Origin of the sequence: Corynebacterium sp. CCUG 61414 (genome assembly GCF_024453945.1) — a bacterium.
In the GTDB taxonomy this organism is placed as follows: Bacteria; Actinomycetota; Actinomycetes; order Mycobacteriales; family Mycobacteriaceae; genus Corynebacterium; species Corynebacterium pseudogenitalium.
In genome coordinates, this window is record NZ_JAGPYU010000001.1 from 227961 (window position 1) to 251440 (window position 23480).

Annotated in this window: 26 protein-coding genes; 16 read left to right on the plus strand and 10 right to left on the minus strand. The window is 56.1% G+C overall.

Annotation, left to right across the window (positions count from 1 at the left end; all coding sequences use genetic code 11):
* Positions 1-36: 36 nt before the first annotated feature.
* Positions 37-663: a TIGR03085 family metal-binding protein gene (locus KBX14_RS01050; RefSeq protein ID WP_083290919.1), complete on the plus strand. Its 627-nt coding sequence runs from the start codon at positions 37-39 to the stop codon at positions 661-663.
* Positions 664-829: 166 nt separating this feature from the next.
* Here the strand turns inward: KBX14_RS01050 and KBX14_RS11260 are convergent, their stop codons facing one another.
* Positions 830-976 (minus strand): hypothetical protein, encoded by a 147-nt coding sequence (locus KBX14_RS11260; protein WP_246814942.1) that lies wholly within the window; start codon positions 974-976, stop codon positions 830-832.
* Positions 977-1010: 34 nt separating this feature from the next.
* Between KBX14_RS11260 and KBX14_RS01060 the strand changes: the two genes are divergently transcribed.
* Positions 1011-3761, plus strand: coding sequence for a DNA translocase FtsK (locus tag KBX14_RS01060; protein ID WP_256041702.1), 2751 nt, complete (start codon positions 1011-1013; stop codon positions 3759-3761).
* 179 nt (positions 3762-3940) lie between these two features.
* Complete coding sequence (locus tag KBX14_RS01065) at positions 3941-5110, plus strand: TerC family protein (protein WP_256041703.1); 1170 nt, start codon at positions 3941-3943, stop codon at positions 5108-5110.
* Positions 5111-5122: 12 nt separating this feature from the next.
* Here KBX14_RS01065 and KBX14_RS01070 read toward each other — a convergent pair whose 3' ends face one another.
* Entirely contained in the window at positions 5123-5410 is a 288-nt protein-coding gene (locus tag KBX14_RS01070; protein WP_070362320.1) for a YciI family protein, read from the minus strand.
* Positions 5411-5455: 45 nt separating this feature from the next.
* Between KBX14_RS01070 and pgsA the strand changes: the two genes are divergently transcribed.
* The 4 genes from pgsA to KBX14_RS01090 all read left to right on the plus strand — a co-directional run bounded on the left by pgsA (position 5456) and on the right by KBX14_RS01090 (position 7850).
* Positions 5456-5992, plus strand: coding sequence for a CDP-diacylglycerol--glycerol-3-phosphate 3-phosphatidyltransferase (pgsA, locus tag KBX14_RS01075; RefSeq protein WP_240492803.1), 537 nt, complete (start codon positions 5456-5458; stop codon positions 5990-5992).
* Positions 5992-6558 (plus strand): CinA family protein, encoded by a 567-nt coding sequence (locus KBX14_RS01080; RefSeq protein WP_070362321.1) that lies wholly within the window; start codon positions 5992-5994, stop codon positions 6556-6558. The genes pgsA and KBX14_RS01080 overlap by 1 nt, the downstream gene beginning before the upstream one ends.
* The gene (locus tag KBX14_RS01085) at positions 6558-6932 is read left to right on the plus strand and encodes a helix-turn-helix domain-containing protein (protein ID WP_083290921.1); all 375 of its coding nucleotides are present in this window, start codon (positions 6558-6560) and stop codon (positions 6930-6932) included. Before KBX14_RS01080 ends, KBX14_RS01085 begins: the two co-directional genes overlap by 1 nt.
* 90 nt (positions 6933-7022) lie before the next feature.
* Positions 7023-7850 carry a PspA/IM30 family protein gene (locus KBX14_RS01090; RefSeq protein ID WP_070977168.1) on the plus strand — a complete coding sequence of 276 codons (828 nt, stop codon included), beginning with the start codon at positions 7023-7025 and terminating at the stop codon, positions 7848-7850.
* Between the two features lie 77 nt (positions 7851-7927).
* On the opposite strand, the gene KBX14_RS01095 is transcribed toward KBX14_RS01090, so the two are convergent.
* The 3 genes from KBX14_RS01095 to KBX14_RS01105 are packed head-to-tail and all read right to left on the minus strand — an operon-like array spanning position 7928 to position 9817.
* Positions 7928-8545, minus strand: coding sequence for an energy-coupling factor transporter transmembrane component T (locus tag KBX14_RS01095; RefSeq protein WP_336296753.1), 618 nt, complete (start codon positions 8543-8545; stop codon positions 7928-7930).
* Complete coding sequence (locus tag KBX14_RS01100) at positions 8535-9230, minus strand: energy-coupling factor ABC transporter ATP-binding protein (protein ID WP_070478922.1); 696 nt, start codon at positions 9228-9230, stop codon at positions 8535-8537. The genes KBX14_RS01095 and KBX14_RS01100 overlap by 11 nt, the downstream gene beginning before the upstream one ends.
* Before the next feature lie 14 nt (positions 9231-9244).
* Entirely contained in the window at positions 9245-9817 is a 573-nt protein-coding gene (locus KBX14_RS01105; protein ID WP_070362325.1) for a biotin transporter BioY, read from the minus strand.
* Between the two features lie 75 nt (positions 9818-9892).
* Between KBX14_RS01105 and KBX14_RS01110 the strand changes: the two genes are divergently transcribed.
* From KBX14_RS01110 to KBX14_RS01130, 5 genes are all read left to right on the plus strand, one after another.
* Positions 9893-10108 carry a DUF3046 domain-containing protein gene (locus KBX14_RS01110; protein WP_083290922.1) on the plus strand — a complete coding sequence of 72 codons (216 nt, stop codon included), beginning with the start codon at positions 9893-9895 and terminating at the stop codon, positions 10106-10108.
* Positions 10109-10318: 210 nt separating this feature from the next.
* Positions 10319-11428 (plus strand): recombinase RecA, encoded by a 1110-nt coding sequence (gene recA / locus KBX14_RS01115; protein ID WP_071572547.1) that lies wholly within the window; start codon positions 10319-10321, stop codon positions 11426-11428.
* A 3-nt stretch (positions 11429-11431) separates the two neighbouring features.
* Positions 11432-12034, plus strand: coding sequence for a recombination regulator RecX (gene recX, locus KBX14_RS01120; protein ID WP_071572548.1), 603 nt, complete (start codon positions 11432-11434; stop codon positions 12032-12034).
* A gap of 45 nt (positions 12035-12079) precedes the next feature.
* Positions 12080-13660 carry a tRNA (N6-isopentenyl adenosine(37)-C2)-methylthiotransferase MiaB gene (miaB, locus tag KBX14_RS01125; protein WP_370687036.1) on the plus strand — a complete coding sequence of 527 codons (1581 nt, stop codon included), beginning with the start codon at positions 12080-12082 and terminating at the stop codon, positions 13658-13660.
* A 29-nt stretch (positions 13661-13689) separates the two neighbouring features.
* Entirely contained in the window at positions 13690-14268 is a 579-nt protein-coding gene (locus KBX14_RS01130) for a hypothetical protein (protein WP_070362328.1), read from the plus strand.
* On the opposite strand, the gene KBX14_RS01135 is transcribed toward KBX14_RS01130, so the two are convergent.
* Together KBX14_RS01135 and KBX14_RS01140 are read right to left on the minus strand one after the other, a co-directional pair.
* A complete protein-coding gene (locus tag KBX14_RS01135; protein WP_256041704.1) occupies positions 14265-15317 on the minus strand; it encodes a GNAT family N-acetyltransferase in 1053 nt (350 codons plus the stop codon). The two genes, KBX14_RS01130 and KBX14_RS01135, sit on opposite strands and share 4 nt — an antisense overlap.
* Positions 15318-15328: 11 nt before the next feature.
* On the minus strand, positions 15329-16708 hold the full coding sequence (locus KBX14_RS01140) for a DUF349 domain-containing protein (protein ID WP_370687037.1): 1380 nt from the start codon (positions 16706-16708) through the stop codon (positions 15329-15331).
* 434 nt (positions 16709-17142) lie between these two features.
* Between KBX14_RS01140 and KBX14_RS11265 the strand changes: the two genes are divergently transcribed.
* Complete coding sequence (locus tag KBX14_RS11265) at positions 17143-17466, plus strand: hypothetical protein (protein WP_370687038.1); 324 nt, start codon at positions 17143-17145, stop codon at positions 17464-17466.
* On the plus strand, positions 17463-18377 hold the full coding sequence (gene miaA / locus KBX14_RS01150; protein ID WP_256000259.1) for a tRNA (adenosine(37)-N6)-dimethylallyltransferase MiaA: 915 nt from the start codon (positions 17463-17465) through the stop codon (positions 18375-18377). The genes KBX14_RS11265 and miaA overlap by 4 nt, the downstream gene beginning before the upstream one ends.
* Here miaA and KBX14_RS01155 read toward each other — a convergent pair whose 3' ends face one another.
* Together KBX14_RS01155 and KBX14_RS01160 are read right to left on the minus strand one after the other, a co-directional pair.
* Positions 18378-18893, minus strand: coding sequence for a hypothetical protein (locus KBX14_RS01155; RefSeq protein WP_071572552.1), 516 nt, complete (start codon positions 18891-18893; stop codon positions 18378-18380).
* A gap of 16 nt (positions 18894-18909) precedes the next feature.
* Complete coding sequence (locus tag KBX14_RS01160) at positions 18910-19674, minus strand: hypothetical protein (RefSeq protein ID WP_070478927.1); 765 nt, start codon at positions 19672-19674, stop codon at positions 18910-18912.
* 127 nt (positions 19675-19801) lie between these two features.
* On the opposite strand from KBX14_RS01160, the gene hflX reads away from it, so the two are divergent.
* Positions 19802-21319, plus strand: coding sequence for a GTPase HflX (gene hflX, locus KBX14_RS01165; protein ID WP_256041706.1), 1518 nt, complete (start codon positions 19802-19804; stop codon positions 21317-21319).
* Positions 21320-21338: 19 nt separating this feature from the next.
* Here the strand turns inward: hflX and nagB are convergent, their stop codons facing one another.
* The gene (gene nagB, locus KBX14_RS01170) at positions 21339-22100 is read right to left on the minus strand and encodes a glucosamine-6-phosphate deaminase (protein ID WP_070362334.1); all 762 of its coding nucleotides are present in this window, start codon (positions 22098-22100) and stop codon (positions 21339-21341) included.
* A 62-nt stretch (positions 22101-22162) separates the two neighbouring features.
* On the opposite strand from nagB, the gene KBX14_RS01175 reads away from it, so the two are divergent.
* On the plus strand, positions 22163-23455 hold the full coding sequence (locus KBX14_RS01175; protein WP_070362335.1) for a uracil-xanthine permease family protein: 1293 nt from the start codon (positions 22163-22165) through the stop codon (positions 23453-23455).
* Positions 23456-23480 lie beyond the last annotated feature (25 nt).

A 23480-nucleotide genomic window follows, 5' to 3' on the forward strand; every position in this document is an offset into this window, starting at 1 on the left:
AGCAGAACTATGGGCCCTGGCACTATGCTAGGGCCCATGTCATTTGCAAAGACTGAACGAAATCAACTCGCTGAACTGTTACTCGAAGTCGGGCCTGAAGCACCGACGCTGTGCGAGGGCTGGAACACTCGCGATTTGGCGACGCACCTCTATATCCGTGAACGAAGGCCATTAGCTGCCATCGGAATATTCGTAAAGCGAGCGAGGAAGTTTTTGGAGGCGGAGGAAGCCCGACTTGCATCATGGTCGTACGAGGATCTTGTGCGTCTCTGGGCCATCGGTCCGCCTTCGCTTTTCAAGCCGAGTGACGACACGTTAAATACAGCCGAGCACTTTATTCACCACGAAGACGTTCGTCGAGGTAGAGGTAAGGTCGAGCCTCGGCAGTTTAGTGCCGTCACCAACAAAGAACTTTTGAAGCTTGCGAAGCGGTTTGGTTCAGTCACGCTTAAAGGTGTTGCGGTACCTGTGATTTTGACGCCACCGGACTTGCCTCCTGCCGTCATTGGCGAAGGCGTCGGCGTTTCAAAGCAGGGCGATAACGTCGTCCGCGTATACGGCGAACCCGGGGAACTATTGTTGTGGGCCGCCGGTCGCAGCGCGGTCGAAGTGGATGTAACCGGTGCGGTTGAGGCTCTTGCTGGAGTAGATATCAAGTTGTAGTACTTGATTCATTCGCCTGTAACAACATCTGTGGTTTTAGAGTGGCGGATGGTAATAATGGTGCGCAAGGTACTAGTGTGTAGCACATGTCTGCCAGGAAACCAGCGCCACGAAATACGCGAGCTTCGACAGGCCCGCGGGACCGTGCACGTTCAACGACGAGCCGTTACGGTGCCCCAGCGTCGATGACGCATCCACCGACCTCGTCCATGGTCGCGGCAGAGACTGCCGATGAACGGGTCGGGTCCGCGACGAGAGTCGTCGGAAGCTCAATTGGCAGTGCAGTTCGCGGAGCTGGTTCGTTGCTTACCAAACTTCGACCACGCCGTAAGGAGAGTTTTGACAGCGTGCCCGACGCAAACGGATACGATGACGAGGACGACAACTTCGATTTTCTTGACGACGGCCCCTCTGCTGAGGCGCCGCAACGTGAAGAGCACTCACGAAAGTCCAGTCGCTCGTTGGGTATCTCGCGTGGCAACGTTGACGCGTATGGTTTAGTGCTCATTGGCCTTGCCGCGATCCTGGGCGCCTCCGTATGGATGGATATCGCTGGCCCGATAGGCAACGTCATTGCGCAGGGTGTTCACTGGGCAATTGGTGCTGGTGCGCTCCTGCTTCCTGTGATTTTGGTCTGCATCGCTATCGCTCTCATGCTGAACGTGAAGGCAGAACCGGCAGTACGTGCCAGGGTGGCGTCGGGCCTGTTGATTATTGGTGTTGCGATGCTTGGCATGATTCATGTCTTCGCTGGCAACCCTGCAGATTGGGAATCCCGCAAGATCGCCGGTGGGGTAGTGGGCACGTTCACCGGTGGTTTGCTCGCCGCTGGATTCTCCTCTTATGTGGCAGTCCCGCTGCTGGGACTTGTCATTGTTTATGGTGCGCTTCGTACAACCGGTATTACTGTGCGTGAGGCCTATGACTTTTTCACTGCGTGGCTTAGCTCGGTATTCCAGCGGCCCGAGACTGACGATGAGTCGGATCCTTACAGTGATGTAGGCCGGGACATTGACGCTATCGCAGAGGGGCGCCCGCGCACGTCGGCAAAGCGCTCGCGGGTTGAGCCTGAATCGAGGAGCCCACGTACCGGTCTTTCTCCACGTACCGCGGCGAAGAAACCAAGGGTTTCTGGGTTTTCGTCTTTCTCGGAGAAGTTGCGAAAGGCCTCCACGCCACTGGATAACTACCCGGCGAAGCCAGCGTCAGCGCCTCAAGCACAGGGTGATGAGACAGAGGTTTTCGATTTCGGTGAAGACTTCGACACGCAGGAAGGCAGCGACGCCACTACGGTCATTGAGCGCCCTGCGACGAAGGCGGCGTCGAAACGTCAGCCTGCGCAACCCGAGGAGACGAAGATTCTACCCCGGCCTACGCTTGAGGAGGCTCAACGGGATGCTGTCGATCAGTCGCGAGACGCAGTTCGCCAGGCGGTCGTAGCGCGTTCAGGGAAGGACCCAAGCGCAACTCCACCTGAGGCGCCGAAGGATGGCCACGCGAAGAAGGTCGACAGGAATTCCACCTACGTCGTTCCAACAACCGATTTGCTGCTCGCTGGCCAAGCGCCGAAGACTCGCACCGAAGCTAACGATCGCATGATCGAAGCCATTACAGAGGTCTTCGAGGAGTTCAAGGTCAATGCTATGGTGACGGGCTTCTCCCGTGGTCCGACCGTGACCCGCTACGAAGTAGAGCTTGGGCCCGGCGTCAAGGTGTCGAAGATTACCAACTTGCAGTCCAATCTTGCCTATGCAGTCGCGACCGATAACGTTCGTTTGTTGACGCCAATTCCCGGCAAATCTGCCGTCGGTATTGAGGTGCCGAATCAGGATCGTGAAATGGTTCGTCTGCGCGATGTCCTCGAAGCGCCGAATGTTGCTGCGGACGATGATCCTATGCTCATCGGCTTAGGCAAGGACATCGAGGGTGACTTTATTGCCTCTTCGGTACAGAAGATGCCGCACTTGCTTGTTGCGGGTTCTACGGGATCCGGTAAGTCGGCGTTCGTGAACTCGATGTTGGTTTCCTTGCTGACGCGCGCAACACCTGAAGAAGTACGCCTGATCCTCATCGATCCAAAGATGGTGGAGCTCACTCCGTACGAGGGGATTCCGCACCTGATCACGCCAATTATCACGCAGCCGAAGAAGGCATCGGCGGCACTGCAGTGGCTGGTGGAGGAGATGGAGCAGCGGTACATGGACATGAAGACCGCTCGTGTCCGCCACATCAAGGACTTCAACAAGAAGGTGAAGAGCGGTGAAATCACTGCTCCTGCAGGCTCTCAGCGCGAGATGCGACCCTACCCGTTCATCGTCTGTGTCGTCGACGAGCTTGCCGACCTCATGATGACCGCGCCGAAGGAGATCGAGGACTCGATCGTCCGCATTACGCAGAAGGCCCGCGCAGCAGGTATCCACCTTGTCTTGGCTACGCAGCGACCTTCGGTGGACGTCGTCACGGGCTTGATCAAGACGAACGTGCCGTCCAGGCTCGCGTTTGCAACATCCTCGCTTACTGACTCACGCGTCATCCTCGACCAGGGTGGCGCGGAGAAGCTCATTGGCATGGGCGACGGTCTCTTCATCCCGCAGGGCGCCGGCAAACCGCAACGCATGCAAGGTGCGTTCGTGTCTGACGCTGAAATCCAAGCCGTCGTGGACGCTGCCAAGAGCCAGGACGAACCACAGTACGTCGAGGGCGTTACGGAAGAGAAGGAGTCCGAGAAGAAGGTTATCGACGACGACATCGGCAAAGACCTGGACGACCTGCTGGAAGCCGTTGAACTCGTTGTAACGGCGCAACTCGGATCGACCTCGATGCTGCAGCGGAAGCTGCGTATCGGTTTTGCAAAGGCCGGCCGACTGATGGATTTGATGGAGTCCCGTGGCATCGTTGGGCCATCGGAAGGCTCCAAGGCTCGTGAAGTGCTGGTGAAGCCAGAGGAGCTCGAGACCATTCTTTGGATGCTCAAGGGTGCGGATCCCGCGGACGCACCGAAGGACGTCGACGCACAACGTGGTGATGACGCCACTGCAGATGAAGATGACGTTAAGACGGTCGAAGCAACCTACAATCCCACCGGTGGAGCCGTATAACTGGTAGCGACTCCTCTTGATGGTGTAGCCTGGCATTCGCATTGGAGGGGAGTACCCCGCAAGTGCCTCGAATCGTCAACACGGAACATACGTATCCCGGTTGAGGCAGCCGCGTAGCTACGTGGTGGGGGAGACCTCCGGTCTTTCTTTGTCCTATGCAACGACCGGAGGTAACCACGTTGAGTGTCCCCCTATGGATATGGCTGCTCACTGCAGCAATCATTCTGGGCTTTTTCGCCTTTGACTTTCTTACTCACGTTCGCCAGGCCCACGAGCCAACTATCAAAGAATCGGGCTTTTGGACGCTGTTCTACATGACGATGGCAGCGATCTGTGGCGGTGTGATCTGGTGGGAGTGGGACGGCGAGCACGGCGTCCAGTTCTTCACCGGCTACATTACTGAGCTGGCGCTGTCCGTGGACAACTTGTTCGTCTTCGCACTGATCATGGGCGCGTTCAAGATTCCAAGGAAGTATCAGCAAAAGGTGCTGCTCCTGGGCATTGTTATCGCGTTGGTATGCCGCTTGCTGTTTATTCTGCTCGGCGCAGCACTTATCGCGGCGTGGAGCGACGTCTTCTACATCTTCGCAGCGTTCTTGATCTACACGGCTGTCAAGCTCGTCTACGACGAAGCGACTGATGCACCTGAAACAGATCCGAACGATATGGCTGTCGTGAAGGCACTCCGTAAAGTCGTCCCAGTCACGAGCTCCTACCACGGTGACAAGCTGTGGTCGAAGACGAAGGAGGGCAAGTCCGCAGCGACCCCGCTGTTCGTCGCACTGCTCTCCATTGGGTTTATCGACGTAATGTTTGCGTTTGATTCGATCCCAGCAATCTACGGGATTACCTCTGAGGCGTACATCGTGTTTACCGCGAATGCGTTCGCACTCATGGGCCTTCGCCAGATGTTCTTCCTGCTTTCTGGCTTGTTGGACCGTGTGGTGTATCTGCCGTACGGATTGGGCGTAATTCTTGGCTTTATCGGCATCAAACTGTTGCTTCACGCGCTACACGAGAACAATCTGCCATTTGTCAATGGCGGTGAGAACGTGAGCGTACCGGAGGTCGGCACCGTTGCATCGCTCGGCTTCATTGTGGCAGTACTGGTGATTACCGTGCTGTGCTCCATGGTGAAGGACCGAGCGGATATCAAGGCTGGGCGGCGGGACCCGAACGGTCCGAGCTGGCACATTGACTATGACGACCACGGCAATCGCCGGAAAGTCGACAATCAGGGCCACCACATCGAGTGGATTGATGACCCTGCAACGTCGGGCAAGGGCGACCACACCGCCACTGGTTCCCGCGAGACGGATCACCTTCACGTCCAGCGCGGGAGGAAGTAGAACCTCCGCGGTCTAAGGGAACACCCGGGAAACCGGGTTCCACTCGTGGACCTCTCGGCTGCGCAGAGCGTTGTTCTGCCAGTAGGGGTCCGGGTTCATGAGTGATACTGCCTCCGCAGCGTCGGCAGTATCTGGTAATTGCACGATGATTAGGGCCTTGCCGGCGTCGACTAGCGGGCCAGATCCGACAATCCTTCCGAGCTCTAGCTGCTTCGCGATGAACTCGCGGTGTGCGGGGCGCGTAGCATCTACGAGGTCCGTATTATCTGAGTACGTGTAATGGAATGCAAAATATTTCATAACACGCAGTCTAAGGGAAAGCATGGGATAGGTAGGGTAGAGGGCGTGACTGAAAAACCATCGAACTGGAACGTACCCAACGTCTTGACGTCGTTGCGAATCATTTTTATCCCCGTCTTCGCATGGTTGGCACTGGACCAGCGATGGGGTGCGGCGTTCGGTGTGTTCGTCGCGCTGATGCTCACGGACAAGCTAGACGGAACAATCGCCCGTACCTACAACCTGATTACCGACTTCGGGAAAATTGCGGACCCGATCGCGGACAAGGCCCTGATGATTACGGCACTTGTAGTACTCAACGTGGCGTCCAACCTTCCTGTGTGGATGACTATCGTCATCGTGGTCCGCGAGCTCGGCATCACCATGTGGAGAATGTGGATGCTGCGCAACGACCAAGTCGTTCCCGCGTCCAAGGGTGGCAAGGTGAAGACAGTGCTCCAGACGGTAGGTGTGGCGCTCTACCTGTGCCCGCTGCCTTCCTGGATGGACGCGCCGTCCTACGTTGTAATGGTGTTGGCCGTAGTCGTCACCGTGGTGACCGGCGTGCAATACCTTGTCGATGCTCGCAAGGTGAATAACTAATGCGAGGTACTGCATCCGATGTGATTGCGGAACTTACTAAGAGGGATGCAACAGTTGGGCTTTGTGAATCGCTCACTGCCGGTTTGGCAAGTGCCGCACTCGCAGGCGTTCCGGGTGCCTCCGCAGCGCTACGAGGCGCGATGGTGACTTACGCGACCGAGTGCAAAGTTACCTTGGCTGGCGTTCCCCAGGACGTCATCGATGAGTTTGGACCTGTTTCTCCGGTGACCGCGAAAGAGATGGCGAAGGCGGCAAGGCGGAAGCTCAACGCAGACTGGGGTCTTTCGCTCACTGGTGTGGCCGGGCCCAGTGAACAGGATGGCCACCCTGTCGGTGAGGTCTGGGTAGGGATCGCCTCAAGTGATGACTGTGAAGCAGTTCTCGCAGGCGACATACTTTCCGACGCCCCTCTCGTACGCGGAACCATTCCAGGATTCAGTCATGCCCGAAACTTGCTACAGGCGCCGCGCAACGAGATACGCGAGTGGGCTGTTGAAGCAGCACTTCGCGTCCTGTTGCATGCCGTGCGGGAACAAAAACACGTTGAGGGGAGTTATACCAAGTGATGACTACGACACTTCTAATCGATACGCCGCTTGAGCCCTCGTTCGATGCACAGGATGAGGTCGCTTTTCCATTTCGCGAGTCTGGAACCCGCCAGAAAGAACCGCTGCTGAGAGAGGCGCTAGGAATGTCACTGCGAGCTTTCCGGGCGGATAAAGGCGTGACGTTGCGATCTCTTGCTGCTCAAGCTCGAGTCTCTTCTGGTTACCTCTCTGAGCTGGAGCGTGGGCGCAAGGAAGTTTCCTCAGAGCTGCTCGCATCGATTTGCGAAGCCCTGGACACTACGGTTTCAGAAGTTGTTCTCGAGGCTGTTGCGAACCTTTCACTGCAATCGATGAACGATGAATTCGCTACGGCTGATGCGATTCACGCATAGCGGAGCAGCGCTGTAACAGATAGAATACGAAACAGTTTGGCCGTGGACACGGCCAATTTCAATGCTCAGCGAAAGGTAAAACGCAACACTATGGCAAACCCGTTTTCAAAATTCTGGAACTACCTGATGGCACTTTTCGACAACAAGATCGAAGAGAATGCTGATCCAAAGATCCAGATTGAGCAAGCAATTTCCGAGGCTCAGCGCCAGCACCAGGCGCTTTCGCAGCAGGCAGCCGCGGTTATCGGTAACCAGCGTCAGCTGGAAATGCAGCTGAATCGTCGCTTGGAGGAAGTCGAGAAGCTTCAAGCGAACGCTCGCCAGGCGCTCCAATTAGCAGATAAGTCCCGCTCCAACGGTGACGCACAGAAGGCGACCGAGTATGAGAACGCTGCTGAGGCGTTCGCGGCGCAGCTTGTTACCGCAGAGCAGGGCGTTGAAGACACGAAGGCGCTGCACGACCAGGCACTCCAGCAGGCAGCACAGGCAAAGCAAGCTGTGGAGCGCAACGCGGCACACCTGCAACAGCAGGTCGCTGAGCGCTCGAAGTTGCTGTCGCAGCTTGAGCAGGCCAAGATGCAGGAGAAGGTTTCCGAGACCATGCGCTCGATGAACTCGTTGACCGCCTCCGGCCCGAACTTGGACCAGGTTCGCGACAAGATTGAGCGCCGCTACGCGAACGCACTGGGTGCTGCAGAGCTCGCGGAGAACTCGATCCAAGGCCGCATGGCTGAGGTGGAGCAGGCTGGAATCCAGATGGCAGGCCACAGTCGGCTCGAGCAGATTCGCGCAGAGATGTCTGGCGAGTTGACCTCGGGAAAGGAACAGCAGTCGATTGAGCAGGGCAAGACCGGCGCCCCGCAAGCAAGTGAGGACGCCGTCGCACGTCGGATGCGTGAGCTCCGCGGCGAAGCCTAAAGCGTGGTAAAGAAAGCTCCAGGATTTCTATAGAAACCTGGAGCTTTTTGCTTTGCCCTGCGAAGGATTGAACGCGGTTAGTCGAGCGCGCCACGAGCGACAAGTGCATCGCCGATCTGTTCCGCCCTTCGGATACTTCGCACGATGAGCGGTACGCCAAACGCGAGGGGAGAAAATCCCAGTCCTCGGGCCTTGCGGGCGTCGAGAACTTCCTGCGACGTCTGCAAGATGAGCGGAATGAGACGGAGCGTGAGGGCGATGGCGAGGCTGATTTTCTCAGTTGATATTCCGAAACGGCCGAGCGGTTTGAGGCCCTCCTCGAGCGATACAAGGAGCGCTTCAACTGTTGTGGTCAGAGTAAGAAGGTTTGCGGCGAGAATCGTTGCGAACAACGTAATCAGCGTGACGCCAGCAAGTCCGATGCCATTTTGCCAAACAAGGAAAGCGCCCAGCATTGCGAGCAAGGGAAGAATTGGCACGAGCTGATTGGCAACGATTCGGATCGGAATTCTTGCCACGATGTACAGAACGAAGATCAAGCCTAGCAACGCGAGCGCGATTGGGAACGTACGCCCGAAGTTGGTCGCTATGAGGATATACAGTATGAGCAGTACGAATTTCTTCTTTGGGCTCATACGGTGGAGCAGCGTTTTGCCTGGGATGTACACGCCCATTGGTAGCGAGTCAATCTTCACTGTTCGGCTCCATTAGCTGAGTGTAGAACTGAATCGTGTCTGCTGGTGTGCCGTCGTATGCAATGACGCCGTCGTTGACACAAATTACTCGGTCGAAGTCACTGAGTAGCTCTAGATCATGGGTCACCACGATTGTTTGTTGATCAAGCGAGTTCAATTCAGCGATTATTCGCCGACGGTTTCGCAGGTCAAGCAATGTTGTTGGCTCGTCTGCGATGATGGTGGTCGGTTCAGTCACCAGTACCGCGGCCAGCGCGAGAAGCTGTTTTTCACCGCCAGAGAGCGTATGAGGTGATTGTTCTGCCTTGTGCAAGAGTTTGAAGCGTTCCAGTACCTCATCGACGCGTTGCTCTTTCTCTGCCTTAGAGAGCTTGAACTTCTTCAATGAAAACGCCACGTCATCGTGGACTTGGGGCATGACAATCTGGCTTTCTGCGTCGGAGAACACGAACCCGACACGTCGGCGGACTTCAGAGCTACGAGTTGCAAGCGAAATTCCGTCGTAGAATACCTCGCCTGTGCTCGGCTCTTCGAGCCCATTGATAAGCCGGACGAGCGTTGACTTACCAGAACCGTTCGAGCCAATGATGCCGATCCGATGTTCCTGCAACGTAAGTGAAAATGGTTGGAGCAGTGTGTTGTCATTACGTACGACGCTCACGTCGTTGAAGCTGATCTGCGGCATGGAAATAATCCAGTTTATGCGCGACGGAGTGAGGGGAGTGCAGCGCGAACTGCGAATGCGATGAACACAATCACTAGCACCTTGGCGGTGTCAGGGATGACAAACGGTAGCTGTGCTGCCCATGCAGCGCCAAAGGTCATGTTTGCGCGTGCCATCAATCCAAACACCCCAAAGAAGTACTGCAGGAACAGGCCAGCGAACCCGGCTCCAAGAAGGAGGGCGATATTCACGAAAGAGCTCTTGCTGGAAGCGCGGTAGGCGATGAGACCTGCAACAAATGCGCTTGCGATGTAGCCAACCAGATATCCGATTGTAGGGCTTCCCAGGGCATAGACGACGGTGCGTCCACCTGCGAGAACGGGAAGAGCAAGTCCGATGAGGAGGAACAATAGCACTGTGTAGGTTCCCCGTTTAGGGCCGAGCACGAGCGCCGCGAGAATACAAGCAGCGTTCTGCATGACGATTGGAACGCCGGCAGCGCCGACTGGAATAGAGACAAACCCGAGTACGATGATCACCGCCGCGAACACGGCGATGTATGCGAGGTCTTGGGCTTCAATCTTTGATTGCGGAATGCTTTTTGACATAGCGAGAATAGTACTTGAACAGTGTTCAGTTCGCTATGAAATCGTATTGATTTTTCTGCGCGTATATTTGAGGCCATGCGATTAACGGAGTTTCACCAACTCGTCCAGGATGAATTTGGGTCTGATCGGGCGTCATGGATTATTGAGGCGCAACTTTTGCCTCGTCATGGGTGTACCGCCGCAGAGGTTATCGAAAATGGAGGCGATTTGCGTCAAGCCTGGGACGAACTTTGTGACGCCTTTGATGTTCCAGAGGCGCGTCGCCTTGGCGTAGATCGGCCGGGTTTCTAGCTGCTCTCGCCGTTTTGCACTTTTAATTCGAACATGTATGCGTGTACACTCTGGTGATGTCTCGGCACTTGCCTATAGTCAGATCCAGATTTAGAAGTCATCGGGAACCGTAACCCTCGAAGGTGAGTCTAAACATGTGTGTGGGCGATGGCGTATGCAAAAACGCCGCCGCCGAACTCGAACAGAATGAACATTAAGGAGAACATGTAAATGGCTGCGAAAAAGAAAACCGCATCAGCCGCGAAAGATCGCCAGAATGCGCTAGATGCTGCACTCGCAATGATCGAGAAGGATTATGGCAAGGGGGCTGTGATGCGTCTCGGTGATGAGAACAGGCCTCCAATTCAGTCGATTTCATCTGGGAATACGGCTATTGACGTCGCTCTGGGGATCGGTGGGTGGCCACGCGGCCGCATCGTTGAGATTTACGGACCTGAGTCTTCCGGTAAGACAACTGTTGCGCTTCACGCCATCGCTTCCGCGCAGCGGGCCGGCGGAATCGCAGCTTTTATCGACGCCGAGCATGCTCTGGACCCGGATTATGCCCGCAAGCTGGGCGTCGATACTGATAACTTGCTCGTTTCTCAGCCAGATACAGGGGAGCAGGCACTGGAGATCGCGGACATGCTTGTCCGATCTGGCGCGATTGACATCATCGTCATTGACTCGGTTGCCGCACTGACGCCTAAGGCTGAAATTGAAGGTGAGATGGGTGACTCTCACGTTGGCCTCCAGGCTCGGTTGATGTCGCAGGCACTGCGGAAGATGACAGGTGCGCTGTACAACTCCGGCACTACAGCGATTTTTATTAACCAGCTGCGTGAGAAGATCGGCGTCATGTTCGGTTCACCCGAGACAACTACGGGCGGTAAAGCGCTGAAGTTCTACTCCTCGGTTCGTTGTGATGTCCGACGTATCCAGACGTTGAAGGACGGACAGGATTCCATCGGAAACCGAACCCGCCTCAAAGTAGTGAAGAACAAGGTTTCGCCACCATTCAAGATCGCAGAGTTTGACATTATGTACGGAGAGGGCATCTCTCGGGAATCGTCCATTATTGACATGGGCGTAGAGAACGGCTTCGTGAAGAAGTCAGGTTCCTGGTTTACCTACGAAGGCGATCAACTTGGACAGGGCAAGGAAAAGGCGCGCAATTTCCTGAAGGAGAACCCGGACCTTGCGGACGAGATCGAGCAAAAGATTTTCCGTGCATTGGGGGTTGGCGAATTTGCCGATGATGATGCGCTGACTGATGACCCAGTAGACATGGTGCCAAACATTGACTTCGACGACGAGGAAGAGCCAGCGAAGGCGAAGTAATACGTGGCAACACCAGATCCGGAAAAGATTCAACGCCTGCAGGACGCACTTGCCGAATGGGAAGCTACCGGTGGGAATGGAGAACTCTTCAACTACGAACGTGAAGAAGCCCTCGCTCCAGTACGGCGGCGTGCATTAAGGTTGCTGGATCAGCGACCGCGATCAGAGCATGAACTCAGGGAGCGTCTTGTCAAGGCTGAGTTCCCAGCGCCTCTCGTTGATGAGGTACTGGCGTCTCTTCGCGCGTCCTCGCTTCTCGACGATCGGCGCTTCGCCCATGAATGGGTTCGACAGCGGGCGAAACGTCGAGGAAAGTCGAGAAGCTTTCTGGACCGCGAGCTCAGGGAAAAAGGAGTCTCAGAAACAGATCGGCGCGCCGCGCTCGCACAAATCAGTGACGAGGACCAACACGCAATTGCTGAAGCCCTCGCGGAAAAGAAGGCGCGAGAAGTGAAAACACCACCAGCGGGGCACGCGGAGTACACCCGCGCGCTGCGCAGGGTTGTCGGAGTGCTGGCGCGTCGAGGCTTTCCACAAGGTATGTGCATGTCTATCGCAAGAACTGCACTAGATACAAGGGTTGAATCACTTCGAGAGACTTCCTAGGGAGCAATTTGCGGCGTTTGGGCGGGGTAGTTGGCAGTGGCTAGAATGTTCAGCCGTGCCTGCGTAGGCCCGCGTAATCAACCAGGAAAGGCGAACCAGATGGCTGCATCAAGGACATACGAAGTACGAACCTTCGGATGCCAAATGAACGTTCATGATTCGGAGCGGTTGTCGGGTCTGCTGGAAGATTCGGGGTACGTGGCAGTTGAAGATGGGCAGGCCCCAGACCTCATCGTTTTCAACACCTGTGCCGTGCGTGAAAACGCAGACAAGCGTTTGTACGGAACGCTTGGACATTTGAAAAAGGTTAAGGAATCGCAGCCTGATTTGCAGATTGCGGTTGGTGGATGTCTGGCGCAGAAAGACAAAGACCACGTTATCCAGAGAGCACCGTGGGTAGACGCGGTCTTCGGGACCCACAATATGGGCTCACTGCCGGTACTGCTGGAACGTGCACGAGTACAGGGCGAGGCGCAAGTTGAAATTGCAGAAGCGCTCGAAGTATTTCCTTCTGTTCTTCCAGCGAAACGTGAAAGTAGCTATGCGGGCTGGGTTTCGGTGTCTGTCGGGTGCAATAATACGTGTACATTCTGTATCGTTCCGAGTCTGCGTGGCAAAGAAGTTGATCGCCGTCCGGGCGATATCCTCGCCGAGGTACAGGCGCTCGTGGATCAAGGCGTCTTAGAAGTCACTTTGCTTGGCCAAAACGTCAATGCTTACGGTGTGCATTTCGTTGACGAGGAAATGGAGCGAGATAGGTCCGCGTTTTCAAAACTGCTACGAGCGTGTGGCGAGATCGAAGGCCTCGAGCGTGTTCGCTTCACCTCCCCGCACCCCGCAGAGTTTACATCTGACGTCATCGACGCAATGGCAGAAACCCCGAACGTTTGCCCGCAGCTACATATGCCGTTGCAGTCGGGGTCTGACAAAGTACTCAAGGACATGCGCCGTTCGTACCGATCCAAGAAGTTTTTAGGCATTTTGGATGAGGTCCGTGAGAAGCTTCCTGAGGCTTCGATCACCACCGATATCATTGTCGGATTCCCAGGCGAGACGGAAGAAGACTTCCAGGCAACGCTTGATGTAGTTGAGAAGGCACGATTCACGTCCGCCTATACATTCCAGTACTCACCGCGCCCTGGGACCCCGGCGGCTGAAATGGAAAACCAGGTTCCGAAAGCTGTGGTGCAGGAGCGGTTCGAACGACTGCTTGAACTCCAGGAACGAATCAGCCTGGAAGAGAATGAAAAGCTCATTGGATCTGTGCAAGAACTCTTTGTTCAGCAGGACGAAGGTCGAAAGCACGAGACGACTCACAGAATGTCAGGACGCGCTCGCGACGGCAGGCTCGTGCACTTTGCTGTCGATGAGGCCAATCGATCTGCCATCCGTCCGGGTGACATTGTTACCGCTCGTATCACCGAAGCAAAGTCATATTTTCTGATCGCGGATTCTGGTGTGCTTTCACACCGACGCACACTCGCGGGTGATCACGCTGAGGCAGGCGAGGTACCAACGACTGCACCTGTTGGGGTGGGACTTGGAATTCCTACGGTTGCACGTCCAGACATCGTTCCAGTGACTAACGTAAGCAACACTGGCTGCTGCACGACTCCTGAAGCGTAAACCACGCGACTACTGGAAGGGAGACTTCAATGAAAATGGAATTAGGATCCGCGCGCTGGGTACTCGGTATTGCAAGTATTGGGTGGCTTGTTGCGCTGTTTTTGCCCTTCGTTGGTGACATTCCCGGATGGCAGGTGCTCGCGGTGGGCGAAGGCGCCCGCAGTGCAGATACCAAGATCACGGAGTACGTATTTGTATGGCTAGGCTTCTTAGGCGTAGGCGTTTGCACGTCGCTAGTGACGGTTTCGCGACGTTTCGGAATGGCCACAGCCGCGTGGATGATTTCAACAGTTGCCCTGGTTAGCTCGTTGCTGGCAGTGTGGCTGCGGAAGTCGAGTACCGGTGTTGCAGGAACGTTTCAGCACGGGCCCGGGTTTTACCTAGAAGTTGTCGCGGTACTCCTGGTCGTGTTGACGTACATTCCGCTGTTCGTGCGAAAGACAGCGGTTGCCCCGGAACTGCTCCGGAATCAGCCAAGCGAAATCGACGCGGATATCGCGGATGCGCAATTGAATGCGACGCGGACTCATCAGGAGCAAGAAACGAACCCACTGCTTGTCGATGACCGACGAGCGAACGCGGCACGACGCCACAAAAGAAGCAACTAGCTATCGAGCTTTGGTACGCCCTTCTGCCAGGCCGTCGCCTGGCTTATCCCGGTTGGGGCATAGTGGTCGAGAATGTGGCTCGCACCCGGCTGCGGGTTGGGATAAGAAGCGTAGATCTGCTTCGTTTGTGGCCAAATCGAGAGCGCGGCTGATATCGCAGAAGCCAAGGCGCGCTTGCCTAAACCGAGTCCCCGGCTTGCCTCCCGTACGTACACCAGCCCGATTTCTGCAACAGAATCTGCGTCATTCTCGAATTTTGCTACCTCTGCAAGCCCGACCGGTTTCCCTGAGACATCACGGGCAATGGCGGTGATCTGGGAACCGCCGCGGTCCTTGAGACGTGCAGCAGCGTCCTGAAGACGGGACGCAGACCACTGGACAGGCTCGAGCGATAGTGAACCACGAGGGTATTTCGCTGCGGACTCCTGGAGAGTAGCTAAGAAGGAGGGCAGATCAGTAGGGTCGAATGCCATGTCTTCAATCACGTCGCACCTATCATTCTGGTCAGGCGCCACGATAGCGTCCGCGTTGATAATTGCCTGTCGCTCACAGTGCGCCGGCGTGTAGCCGTCAGCGCGAAGGAATGGGTGCTCCGGTGCCCCCAATGGCTCCGTGATCCAAATCTGACGGATGGGACGGTGCAACTCTGCAGAAAGCGCGTCAATCAGCGCGAGCGCACTTCGCCATACGTGCGCCGGCTGATCCTCTCCGGGAAGAGGAGCGATGGAGGCGTCGATAGTGACGTTCGCTTCCAACACATCGACGTCCTCAAGTAAAGGAAGCGACATGAGCACCCAGCCTTCGACGTCGTACAGATCATCCTCAGTCAGCACTGGGTAACCGAACGCGCCAAGGGACCGTGGCGCTGGTTTGCTACACAGGGCGAAGAGGAGCGCTAACGATTCTTCGGACCCCTCCAGGCGTTTCGCGAGATGGGCTGCACTCACTCCGGAGTGCGCTTCTCCCGTAATGTCCTGGATAGCAAGCGTGACTGAGAATGCGTAGGAGGAGACTGCGGCGTGTGACGGGTCGGCACTCCCAACGATCAAGGGATATAGCACTACTGCTCGTCGACGGCCTTCGCTGCGACGTTGGCAAACTCCTGCCACTGCTCGGCCTGTTCACGGAGCTTCGCCGCCTTGGAAGAATTCCCGGCTGCCTCAGCTTCCTGAGCCTGCTGCAGGAAGTGATCAGCTTTCTCCTGGAACTGATTCACCCGCGCTTGTGCCTCAGGGTCTGCTTTGCGCCACCGTGACTCCTCTGCATCCGCTACGCGCTGTTCCAGCCGAGCAATCTTGTCTTCGTACGTACGGACCTTGTTGCGAGGCACAAATCCAATTTCGTCCCACTTCTCCTGGAGCTCACGCAGCTTGGCGCGTGCCGCACCTAGACCCTTCTCTGGGGTGATGAGCGCGTCATACTCATCTATAAGTGCGTCCTTAGCTGCAGCATTTGCTTCAAATTCACGGTCGCGCTCCGCGTTTACGGCGTTGCGGGCGGCGAAGAAGTGATCCTGAGCAGCGCGGAACTGTGCCCACAGCTCATCGTCGACGCCACGTGGGGCGCGTCCGGCTGCTTTCCACTCATCCATCAGAGAGCGGTAGGCACGGGTGGTGGCGTTCCAATCCGTTGAGTCCTGGATTGCCTGCGCGCGGGCGATGATATCCTCCTTGATACGACGAGCCGTTGCGCGATTCCTATCGAGCTCAGCGAAGTGAGCCCCACGACGGCGATTGAAGGCATCTCGTGCACGCGAGTAGCGCTTCCAGAGCGCGTCGTCGGTTGTGCGGTCGATACCGCGGATCGTTTTCCATTCTTCGAGGATCGCTCGAATCCTGTCCCCGGCAGCCTTCCAGTCTGTAGATTTCTCGGCGATTTCCTCAGCCTCGGCCGCTAGAGTTTCCTTTTGGGCAATTGCGTTAGCCCGTCGGGTCTGCTTGAGTTCCTTTGCTTCGTGTTCCGCAACCTCTGTTTTGCGCAGTAATTCTTGTAGGCGTGCCTCGAGCGCTGCGAAGTCGCCAATTGCGGCGACGTCTTTCAGCGAGTCTTTCAGCTCAGTCACGCTGCGATGCAGAGTGTGTGCGTCCTCTGGGTGTGCAGTGAGTCGCGCCTCCAGGACTTCAGTTTCGACGATGAGGTCGTCGAAACGCTGCCCGTAGTGGCGAAGTCCTTCCTCGGGAGACCCGGCCTGCCAAGATGCGATCTGACGCTCAACGCCGTCACGGGTGACAAAAACATTGCCGGCATCATCGACGCGCCCGAACTTCGACGGATCAGTGTTCGCTGATGACGACTGAGCATGCGCGAGTGGAACAACCCGCTGTGAAGGAACAGACTGTGCCGCACCTGGACGAGGTCCGGGCTTCGGCGTTTGCTTCGGCATGGCAGCCGGGTTCGGACGTCCAGCTGGTGGCTGTGGCTTTGGAGTCGAGGAAGTCATGAAACAGTCCTTTCACAAATAGCTGTGCCGCGCGTCACGGCGCCGAGATACATAATCGACGGCATTCTCGTCTTCATAACTCTAGCGTGTTGCAGACGAACATGCGTCATGTGTCGTGGTTTCAACTCCGAGAAAACCCCACTATGGTGGGCGAGGTGAATGAAGCCCGTGCCTGTCTACTTGTCATGCCTGGTTCGCCAGCTCTCGTGCGAGAACTCGCACCTGCTGACGAACCGTCTCAGCGTTTGCTGAACTCAATTAGAGAGACAGCCGGAAAACTGACGAAAACTATTGACATTGTGTGCAGCCACGACAGGAGATGGACAACGCACCTTGCTGGCTCGTTTGCTGCCTGGGGAGCACCACACGTCGAAGTAGGAGGTGGGCACGTATTAGGCGAACTTGTCGCCAGATACTGCCTTCACGGGGCTACGGTGCGTGAGAGCCGCGAGCACCTGTTGCCGTTAGATCCTTCGGTGCTCACAGTGTTGGTAGTCGATGGACCTGCAGGGCTGACAACTCGCGCTCCGCTAGCGTTAATCCCTGCGGCTGCTGATACGCACGACAAACTCCAGGCTTTGTTGTCAGGAAAGCAGAGCTCCCTGATCCGTGAGCAGGAAATGCGAGACGCAGGAGTACTGGAACCAGATATTTGGCTTGAGCTACAAACACTGCAGCCAACGAATGCCACACTCGTAGACGTAGACGACACGTTGGGCGTTGGTCGGTATGTTGCTTACTGGGAGGTAGAGCAGTGAACAAGGAGATCGGACACCAACCAGTAGCAATCGTCGGCCCGACGGCTTCAGGTAAGTCCTCGCTGAGTCTCGCGCTTGCGCACGAACTCGAGGGTGAGATTGTCAACGTTGACTCGATGCAGCTTTACCGCGGGATGGATATCGGCACTGCCAAATTGCCTCTTGCGGAGCGACAAGGAATACCGCACCACCTGCTTGATATCTGGGAGGTTACAAAGACTGCCAGTGTTGCAGAATATCAGCAACGAGCGGTGGAGACCGTTGAGGAGATCTCCAATCGAGGAAAGCTGCCGATTCTCGTTGGTGGGTCCATGCTGTACATGCAGTCACTTGTCGACGCTTGGCAGTTCCCGCCAACCGACCCCGAAGTCCGCAGGCGCTACGAGTCTCTATTGAAGGAAATCGGGATAGATCGCCTCCATGCGCAGCTAGCTGCAGTTGACCCTGTGGCGGCGTCGATAATTGAAGACCGTGACCCCCGGCGCACAGTGCGTGCACTCGAAGTCATTGAGCTTACTGGTAAGCCTTTTCAGGCATCTCAACCCCCCAAAAACGCCCCTACACGCTGGGGTACGCGCATGATTGGGTTGGAGACAACCCCAGAGTGGCTCAACCCGCGGATTGCGCAGCGTACTGATGCGATGTTCGAGCAGGGGCTCATCGATGAGATTCATCGGTTGGTGGGCCAGGGATTAGCGAAGGATTCGACTGCTGGCAGAGCTATCGGATACGCCCAAGGGCTTGGAGTTATCGACGGCCACCTCACCATCGACGAAGCCTGCGAGGACACCAAGCTGCGAACGCGGCGCTATGTGCGGCGTCAGAAATCCTGGTTTAGGCGCGACAAACGAATCACTTGGATTGACGCGGCGAACTATGACGTTGCGGAACTAGTAGCACAGCTTGGTTGATTACGACGGACCAATTTCTCGAGCAGCGTTACGGGCAGCGACCCAGGCGTCCTCAAGCTCGAGGGCGCGCTCGTCCGCAATTCGAATGAGTTTTTCAAGGTGGACGCGTTCCAAGTCCGGTGACTGCAAGTAGGTGTCAACGCGCGCGAGAAAGCGCTGTGCCGCACTGTACTTGAGATGAAATTCGCTGATTTCGGGTACAGAAAGATCGCTGTTCGCAAGCGCGGGAAAATGAAGCGTGCGGTCGGCCAACGCCTGCGTCGAGCTACCATGTTGCAAGTTATCAAATGCTTCAACGATGTCGCGGATGTCATCGCACGCAATCAGAAGCGATGAGCGAAGCGACTCTACTTCCGGGTTAGGAATAAAACGCCTGCGGGTCAAAAGCGCCGTGACACCAAGAAGCCCGGCGATGATGGCGCCAGGAGTCTTGAGGAGCAGCACAAGCAGCACCATGACGGCGAAGATCAGGGCGCCCCACAGTGCTATGGAAAGATCACGACGTGCTGGATCCATGAGTAGTGCCTAGTTCCTAGCAACCGCCACCGCAACCGCAGGAGCCACCACAACCACCACATCCGCCACCTGTAGGCACCGGGATGGTACCGACCATGACGGCGTTGCCGGCGATGACTTGGTCGCGTTGGGGGAGATCGCCATCAGGTAAGCAAACGTCGAATGGAAACGCCCCGTCGACTGAAACATGAATGAAGCGGTCACCCGTCAACTCCGACGTGCGGTATTCAGCTTCCAGCACGCGTGCGGAAAAAGTGGCTTTTGCATCGGGGGAGGAGGCTGCGCCAGTTGCAATCGCTTCGGCTCCTGCAGAAGCGACTGTGCCAACCGTGCTACCAGGGTGCTCCTCAAGATAAGCTGAGGTGGATTCGTACGTGCTCACATCGAGCGCAAGGGCGGTCACGCTGAGCTCTTGCCACTGGATTGTGGGCTCATCGACGATCAATGGCTCCTGCGCCAGGTTTAGCGTCAGAGATCCGATTGGATTCCCATGTGGATCCACAACCTCAGCAAGCGCAACCACATCGGTTGCCGGGGTGATGTGCGCGTTTGTGCGTGTGATGCCTTCAAAGCCGGCAAAGGTGGCGAATGGCTCAACTGCCAAGATATTCAGCTGGGCACCAGAGCGGTCCTGGTATTGGACCATTTGGCCGCCGCGTACCTCACCGATAACACCCAGGCGACCGGATGCGATTGCAGCTTCTACCGCGTCTTGCCACTTAGGAAAGTTCAGGCCGATCGCGGCCAGATCCTTGTTTTCAGTCAGAGGTTGTTGGTTCATAAGTGTGAAGCCTAGTCGAATGCGCTCTGAGGTGAAGAAATGTGGTGGAAGAAAAATGGGTGGGCTACCGTTGAACAAGGAAGAAAGCGAAAAAAGTTACGTATACACACTATTTTTGAAAGCTTGCATGAATTCGAAATCAACCACTCCTGATTCGCATGAGGCGTTGCTGGATGAAGCGTTTCGCCATAACGCACAGACGCGCACCGAAACCTCGGGAACAGACCCATCGACGCCAACACAGGGCGCACTCGACCTAGAGGAACGAAACTCGTTTCGTCGCGTAAACACCACGACAGAGCTGCGCAACGAAGACCGGGAAGACATCTACGAAGTCGAGTACCGTAAACTGCGGCTCGAGCGCGTCATCCTTGTTGGAGCATGGACTGAAGGTTCCACCGCCGAAATGGAAGCAAACATGCGGGAATTGGCAGCACTGACCGAAACCGCAGGCGCTGAAGTTATTGACATGCTCTATCAAAAACGAGATAAGCCGGATCCAGGGACATACATTGGTTCCGGAAAGGTGAAAGAGCTGCGCGAGATTGTCGACGCCAGTGGAGTGGACACCGTCGTATTCGACGGTGAGCTATCCCCTGGTCAAATGGTGGCGCTAGAGGAAGCCCTCAACTCTAAAGTGATCGACCGAACGATGCTCATTCTGGATATCTTTGCTCAACACGCAAAGAGCAAGGAGGGCAAAGCACAAGTTAGCCTCGCGCAGATGGAGTATCTCTACACCCGTACCCGTGGTTGGGGCGGCAACCTTTCGCGCCAGGCCGGTGGTCGTGCGGGTTCGAATGGCGGCGTTGGTTTGCGCGGTCCCGGTGAAACCAGAATTGAGGCAGACCGGCGAAGGTTGCGCTCAGAGATGGCAAAGCTGCGTCATCAATTAGCAGACATGGAGACTGTTCGTCAGATTAAGCGCGCGAAGAGGCAGAGCTCGACGACACCCAAGATTGCGATTGCCGGATACACGAACGCAGGGAAGTCCTCACTCATTAACGCAATGACGGACGCCGGCGTGCTTGTGGAAGACGCATTGTTTGCAACGCTTGACCCCTCCACGAGACGCGCAACGCTGGCCGATGGGCGAAACGTCGTTTTGACGGACACAGTTGGTTTCGTTCGGCACCTGCCGACCCAGTTGGTCGAGGCGTTTAAGTCGACGCTGGAGGAAGTGAGCAATGCAGACCTTTTGCTACACGTCGTTGATGGAGCAGACGAGTTCCCACTCAAGCAGATTGCTGCCGTGAGCGAGGTGCTGGCAGAGATCACGCGAGATCAAGATTCCGAATTGCCTCCGGAGATTGTGGTCGTCAACAAGATTGACTCCGCTGACCCTGTGGTTTTGGCAGAGTTACGCCACGTGTTTGACGCGACCGGTCGGGAAGCGGTGTTTGTCTCAGCGCTCACGGGTGAGGGTATTGCTGAACTCGAGGGAAACATCGAGATGTTCCTGAACACGCTCGATGAGCATGTAGTCATGCTGATCCCGTACACCCGAGGAGATGTTGTCTCACTCGTCCATGAACACGGGACGATTCGCTCCGAAGAATATGAAACCGACGGCACCAGGATCGATGTCCGCTTGCCACGAGTTCTGGCGCGCCAGTATGACGAGTTTGTCCAGCAGGTCTACTAGAGACTGCTGGAGTGGTGAATTAACGCCAGTAGGCGTCGATCTCCTTGTAGAACTCCACATCGCCGAGGCCGGATGCTGCGGCTTCGTCGAGTAATATGCACACATCGTTGTGCATTTGCAGCGATGAGGCAGGGCAGAAAGAGCTCAAGGGCCCTTCGATCATTGCTTGGACAGCCTCGGCCTTCGCTGCACCGGTAGCGATGAGGAGGATCTTCTTCGCTTCCAAGATGGTGCCGATGCCCTGTGTCATTGCCTGGCGAGGCACTTCATCTTCTGACTCGAAGAAGCGTGCGTTGTCAGCAATGGTCCGCGGGCGTAGATCAATCAGTCGGGTCCGGGAACTCAGCGAGCTGGTCGGCTCGTTGAAAGCGATATGGCCGTTCGCGCCGATGCCGAGCAGCTGAATGTCGACACCACCGGCGTCTTTCATCATGGACTCATACGTCGCAGCCTCCTGCTCCGGATCGGCCGCTGAGCTGCTAAGCGAGTGCACGGCCGCGTCATCGATATCGATTGATGCCGTCAGCTCGCGTCGGATTGTGGACCAGTATGACTGCTCGTGGTGTTGATCGATTCCGTAGTATTCGTCGAGCAAGAATGCGTCACAGTCGGCGAAGCTGAGGCCTTCCTCGCGGTGCTTTCGGATCAGTGCCTGATACGTTGGACTCGGTGTCGAGCCAGTAGCAAGACCAAGCGTTGCACCTTGCTTGACGAATGGTTCAATCATGTTTGCAGCGAAATCGCCAATTTCGTCTGCCGTGCGGCGAATGAAAATCTCCATGCGTATTACGCTACTTTGCCCAATTCGCTTTCGGCAATTATCTAGCGACATAATATGAGCCTGTGAGTAAAACTATTGGATGGACCTTGCATGGCGACGGGCGCCGCGTTCTGCCCGGCGCGGTGGTCGCCCCTGATGAACGCCTTTCTTGGCCTCGAACAATTGGCATCGGCATGCAGCATGTCGTAGCAATGTTCGGAGCTACACTTCTCGTTCCAACGTTGACGGGATTCCCTGTAAACACAACGCTGCTGTTTTCAGGACTGGGAACCATCATCTTTTTGCTGATTACCCGTAATAAACTGCCTAGCTACCTTGGCTCGTCATTCGCTTTCATCGCGCCGCTGTCTGCGTCGTCCCAGTACGGAATCGGCTCTCAGCTGGGCGGGGTGCTCATCACAGGTCTGACGTTGATTGCAGTTGGCTTTGTTGTTCAACTTGCAGGCAAGAAAGTTATCGACGCCGTCATGCCTCCCACGGTCACTGGTGCCATCGTCGCGTTGATCGGTTTCAATCTTGCGCCGACTGCCGTTTCTAATGTGGAAACTCAGCCCGGGGTCGCGTTTGTCACGCTCGGCACGATTGCTCTGCTGACTGTCGCTGCTAGAGGAATGCTGTCTCGTCTGAGCATTCTGATCGGCGTCATCGTCGGCTGGGTGTTTGCGGCGCTCACTGGCGGGTTATCGGATGATGCACTGGACACAATTGGCGCTAGTCCTTGGATCGGCTTGCCGCAGTTCCATACGCCAGAGTTCCACCTCTCAGCGATTTTGGTGACGCTTCCTGTCATCGTCGTGCTGATCGCGGAGAATATTGGTCATGTCAAGGCAGTTTCTGAGATGACGCAACGCGACCTGGACCCATACCAAGGCAGGGCGTTGATCGGTGACGGTATCGCGACGACATTGGCTGGTGGCTTTGGCGGCTCTGGTACGACGACTTATGCGGAGAACATTGGCGTGATGGCTGCTACCAAGGTTTACTCGACGGCTGCGTATTGGGTCGCATCGTGTTTCGCGATCGTTTTGGCGTTCATCCCGAAGTTCGGCGCAGTCATCTTCACAATCCCGGCCGGTGTGCTAGGCGGAGCGTGCCTGGTTCTTTACGGCCTGATTGGAATGCTTGGTGTACGTATTTGGCAGGATAACAAGGTAGATTTCACGAACCCGGTGAACCTAACAGTTGCGGCTGTGGCACTCATTGTTGGTATCGGCAACCTGTCGTTCACTGTCGGTCAGGTGACGCTTGAGGGCATTGCCCTGGGGTCGGTCGGCATCATCGTGTTCTATCCTCTGTTGAAGTGGATTTACAACACAGTGGGTGAGGGGCAGTTCAACGCTGCATCTCGAAAATAGCTTGAACAAGCAAAAGCCCGAGCGC

Coding starts and splice junctions, on each gene's coding strand:
- nagB (WP_070362334.1), bottom strand. CDS start 22,100: ATGGAGATTTTCATTCGCCGCACGGCAGACGAAATTGGCGATTTCGCT.
- KBX14_RS01080 (WP_070362321.1), top strand. CDS start 5,992: ATGCGAGGTACTGCATCCGATGTGATTGCGGAACTTACTAAGAGGGAT.
- KBX14_RS01155 (WP_071572552.1), bottom strand. CDS start 18,893: ATGGATCCAGCACGTCGTGATCTTTCCATAGCACTGTGGGGCGCCCTG.
- KBX14_RS01105 (WP_070362325.1), bottom strand. CDS start 9,817: ATGTCAAAAAGCATTCCGCAATCAAAGATTGAAGCCCAAGACCTCGCA.
- KBX14_RS01130 (WP_070362328.1), top strand. CDS start 13,690: ATGAAAATGGAATTAGGATCCGCGCGCTGGGTACTCGGTATTGCAAGT.
- miaB (WP_370687036.1), top strand. CDS start 12,080: ATGTTCAGCCGTGCCTGCGTAGGCCCGCGTAATCAACCAGGAAAGGCG.
- KBX14_RS01100 (WP_070478922.1), bottom strand. CDS start 9,230: ATGCCGCAGATCAGCTTCAACGACGTGAGCGTCGTACGTAATGACAAC.
- KBX14_RS01160 (WP_070478927.1), bottom strand. CDS start 19,674: ATGAACCAACAACCTCTGACTGAAAACAAGGATCTGGCCGCGATCGGC.
- KBX14_RS01050 (WP_083290919.1), top strand. CDS start 37: ATGTCATTTGCAAAGACTGAACGAAATCAACTCGCTGAACTGTTACTC.
- hflX (WP_256041706.1), top strand. CDS start 19,802: ATGAATTCGAAATCAACCACTCCTGATTCGCATGAGGCGTTGCTGGAT.
- KBX14_RS01110 (WP_083290922.1), top strand. CDS start 9,893: ATGCGATTAACGGAGTTTCACCAACTCGTCCAGGATGAATTTGGGTCT.
- KBX14_RS01090 (WP_070977168.1), top strand. CDS start 7,023: ATGGCAAACCCGTTTTCAAAATTCTGGAACTACCTGATGGCACTTTTC.
- recA (WP_071572547.1), top strand. CDS start 10,319: ATGGCTGCGAAAAAGAAAACCGCATCAGCCGCGAAAGATCGCCAGAAT.
- KBX14_RS01140 (WP_370687037.1), bottom strand. CDS start 16,708: ATGACTTCCTCGACTCCAAAGCCACAGCCACCAGCTGGACGTCCGAAC.
- KBX14_RS01085 (WP_083290921.1), top strand. CDS start 6,558: ATGACTACGACACTTCTAATCGATACGCCGCTTGAGCCCTCGTTCGAT.
- KBX14_RS01070 (WP_070362320.1), bottom strand. CDS start 5,410: ATGAAATATTTTGCATTCCATTACACGTACTCAGATAATACGGACCTC.